At 36.2% G+C, this 3,518-nt stretch carries 6 protein-coding genes; 5 read left to right on the forward strand and 1 reads right to left on the reverse strand.

Annotated features, from left to right (window positions below):
* Window positions 1-112 precede the first annotated feature (112 nt).
* The gene (locus HHO47_RS18740) at window positions 113-646 is read left to right on the forward strand and encodes a hypothetical protein (protein WP_169021665.1); all 534 of its coding nucleotides are present in this window, start codon (window positions 113-115) and stop codon (window positions 644-646) included.
* A 29-nt stretch (window positions 647-675) separates the two neighbouring features.
* Here the strand turns inward: HHO47_RS18740 and HHO47_RS18745 are convergent, their stop codons facing one another.
* Window positions 676-939, reverse strand: a complete 264-nt coding sequence (locus HHO47_RS18745) for a helix-turn-helix domain-containing protein (protein ID WP_169021666.1) — start codon at window positions 937-939, stop codon at window positions 676-678.
* 113 nt (window positions 940-1,052) lie between these two features.
* On the opposite strand from HHO47_RS18745, the gene HHO47_RS18750 reads away from it, so the two are divergent.
* The 4 genes from HHO47_RS18750 (at window position 1,053) to trfA (ending at window position 3,237) form a co-directional block, all read left to right on the forward strand.
* A complete protein-coding gene (locus tag HHO47_RS18750; RefSeq protein WP_248291054.1) occupies window positions 1,053-1,262 on the forward strand; it encodes a hypothetical protein in 210 nt (69 codons plus the stop codon).
* A 60-nt stretch (window positions 1,263-1,322) separates the two neighbouring features.
* Window positions 1,323-1,700 carry a hypothetical protein gene (locus HHO47_RS18755; protein WP_169021668.1) on the forward strand — a complete coding sequence of 126 codons (378 nt, stop codon included), beginning with the start codon at window positions 1,323-1,325 and terminating at the stop codon, window positions 1,698-1,700.
* A 518-nt stretch (window positions 1,701-2,218) separates the two neighbouring features.
* Window positions 2,219-2,419, forward strand: coding sequence for a helix-turn-helix transcriptional regulator (locus tag HHO47_RS18760; RefSeq protein WP_033032042.1), 201 nt, complete (start codon window positions 2,219-2,221; stop codon window positions 2,417-2,419).
* Window positions 2,420-2,475: 56 nt separating this feature from the next.
* A complete protein-coding gene (gene trfA, locus HHO47_RS18765; protein WP_282435336.1) occupies window positions 2,476-3,237 on the forward strand; it encodes a plasmid replication initiator TrfA in 762 nt (253 codons plus the stop codon).
* Window positions 3,238-3,518: the final 281 nt, after the last annotated feature.

A 3,518-nucleotide genomic window follows, 5' to 3' on the forward strand; every position in this document is an offset into this window, starting at 1 on the left:
TCTTCGATAATACTGCGCCATTGTTCAAGGCTGCGTGTTTTTCTCATGGCTATCTCCTCATTGAAATTCAGAAATAGCTTAATCGGTTTGACGAGTTACTGGCAGGTGCACTTTGCTAGACGCTTACCATTTACTTTTTGGACACTCAGTATCAAAAAAAAAGAAAGATAAGCCTAGCAGGATTTTTAATTGGATAAAAATAATTCCTAGTTCATTAAAAAAGCTGTTCGTATATCCTTTTTTTGCACTTATAGGATTGATCATCTATATGGTATTTGTATCCACCTTGCTGTGGGTTATTTGGGGGGTTTTATCAGTTTTCTTTTCGGCTGGTCAGTCTTATGGCGCTAAGTTAATAGGGGATGGTGTTTGTAGGCCTTTTGATGAAGTAAAAAAAGGTGAATATAGTAAGGTACCTGGATGTACTGTTTATATTGATGCTTATGGTAATTACCTACAAGGGAGGATCGTTTATACGGGTAAGAAAGAGTTTGTTTTTGTTACTAATACTGAAAGTATTGTTTTTGATGAAAAAGGAAAACATTTGGCTTGTTCACCAAGGTATGACTTAGATAAGAGTGCTGATAAGCAACTTAAGCATCATTGTAGTGCGCCATTAGCTATCCTAAACAAGTCTGATAAATAATTATATTTCAATTATTAGAGTCGGCTGCCTTAAGAGTTAGACTCTAAAATAACCAATGCTAATTTATCTTCGATACAATATAGATACGCAGTAGGCACTTCTAAAATATCAGCAAGTGCTTTTATTGTTTTAAAGTCTGGTGCGTGTACGCCTTTTTCGTATTGGTTCATTCTTGCCGATGCCGCAAACTCATCCATGCCAGCTAAAATCCCTAACTGTTTTTGTGATAGCCCTTTGGCTTTTCTTGCCTCTTTTAAGCGCTTTGGAAATGGTGATTCGTCATTAGTTTTCATTATTTATTATTCTTAACTTGAAAACTAAGAGTTTCTTAGCTTTAATTGAATCTAGATACTAAGGAATACTTAGTTTTATGCTTGTGTTGCAAATTGAGTTAAGAGGAATGAATATGCTTGAAACATTTGTGTGTGTATTAGTCGGGGCGATTTACTTGCTGGTAAGTATATTTACAAGCGATGAGCAGTCGTCGAAAGAAAACGAGCAACTAGATCAATTGAATGATGGTATGGGGAATGTTATCGCTGATGGTGAGTTTATGTCCCGTGAAGAGGCAGAGGATGCGCAATCACGTGGTGAACTTTACGACACCTATTACTAATCACATAAAGAATAGGACAGTTATCAAAATTAGGCATGCCTAATTTTAAGGAGCAATGTAATGCTACTTTTAGAGCTATACAAAAAAGTTGAGCTAAGGCCATTTATACCTGTAGTAGCTGAGTTTCAAAGCCGCTTAGCTGGTATCGAATCGGAATGTGAGCCTTTAGGGTTATCATTAGAGAAAGAGATGCAATCAGAGCAGGAAATATTTTTTGCTTTGGTTTCTCAAAAAGCGTTGGCTTTCGATGTAACAAATGAAATTGGTGAGGTTTGGGATATTAGACTAGAGCCTTTCAGTCATTTCAAATCTCGAAGCAAAAAAATCACATTTCCTTTCATGGGGTGTAATGAGCAGAAGCAACAAAATATTAGTGAGTGGATTATTGCTTTGTGTAATTGGGAAGGATCTTTTCTATACTCAAGTGCAAAGCATTAGCAGAGATTGCAGTTATGACAATACACGAATGGTTTCAAATGTGGATTTTAATGGTGTTAGCGATTCGCGCTACTCGACGCTACGACAAGCTGAAAAATGATCTCTTCACAGCAATTAAAGAAGGCAGAATTTAAACATGGCTCCTGTACTCGCTGGTTGCGCTTTGATTCTAAGTCTTGTGATCTTCTTCGCTGTTTTGTTTTATCTTAAATGTAAATGATATTGCATAGAGCTTCTCCAAAAGCCTACTTAAAAAGCTTATCAAGCAAATTTTTTTGTAGGTGTTTTTATTAGCCAATCCCCATTTTAAAAAATAATAACTATAAAAATCAAATGGTTAATTTTTATAGTTACTAAGTTGTGTTGCTTTTCCCCTAAAACATTAAAAACCCCCCGAAAGTTCCCCTAGCTTTTAAAGGACAACTGTTGGAACACTAAATTACCATTGTTGCTCAACTAATTAATAATGTGTTGAGCTAATAATTGAGCTCAACACTTACGCTTTGAGGTCAATAATAATGGAAAAGGTATTTTATCGTTCGGAAGAAGTAGCCGACTTACTTTTTATCAGCAAACAAGCTCTTTTTAATCAAATCTCTAAGAACAAACAAGGCTGTGGTAATTACCCATTACCACCTCATATTAAAATTGGCGCTCGATTACTTTTCCCTGTTGAAGACTTTCACAACTGGTTAGCTTCTCAACCAAGAAACAAGTAACGCAAGCTATGGCGTATTTCGAGTGCAAAATGACTCATGTCAATTTGAAATCAGATATGTTTTCAATGGTGTGGCCTGTGTTTGCATTAGATGGGAAGTCTAAAAGTGTTTTGGATTTTTCATATAAAGGTGTATCGATAAAAATTGTTCCGAGTGTCCTAGGTCGAGCAACCATAAAAGATAAAGAAGTGCTCATTTATTGCATGAGCCATATCATGGCTGCAAAAAATGCTAAGTTAGAGCTTAGTAACACGGTTCGCTTCAACACCTATGATCTCCTAAAGGCTACAGGGAGAGGAACATCAGGAAAAGAGTACAAACTTGTTGAAAAGGCTTTATATCGACTCGCAGGAACTTTAATCACTACTGATTATAAGTTTAATGGCCGAAGATTTTTGGAAAGTATGGGCCTCATCGAAGGCTTTAAGTTAATCGAAGGTAGTGGTTTAAGTCGCTGGCAAGTAACATTGCCCGATTGGCTTATTGAGTCGATTGATGACAATGATGTCTTAACATTACATGAAGATTACTTTCAATTATCCAAACCATTTGATCGCAGACTTTATGAAGTCTGCCGGAAGCGCTGTGGTAGACCTTCTAAGCAAGTTATCAAGTTAGATAATTTACGAGAAAGAATTGGTATTAGATCGTCATTGGCAGATTTAAAAAAACGGCTTAAAAAAATAGAAAAAATACTCGATTACCTATTGAAGGTTGAAGGCGACAGCTTATTTATTTTTCGTGATACTGAAAGTGGAAGGATGGAACTCGCGAAACTTAACTCCGAACTTTTTATGAAAAGGATAAACAGAGGTTAGTGTCGTACTTTTGATCTTGAATAGTATCGTACTTTTGATGAAAGCTGTCGTACCTTTAACTTTTTTGATTCGTACTTTTGATTTTTTATATCCTCTGTAGCCCATGTACTAGCTGTATATTCAATGTTCTAAACAGGGAAAAGCACTAAACGTATGTAAGCGTCTAGCAAAGTGCACCTGCCAGTAATTCGTCAAACCGATTAAGCTATTTCTGAATTTCAATTAGGAGATAGCCATGAGAAAAACACGTAGCCTTGAACAATGGCGTAACATTATCGAAG

This window comes from Pseudoalteromonas arctica, assembly GCF_012927645.1.
Lineage (GTDB): Bacteria > Pseudomonadota > Gammaproteobacteria > Enterobacterales > Alteromonadaceae > Pseudoalteromonas > Pseudoalteromonas arctica_A.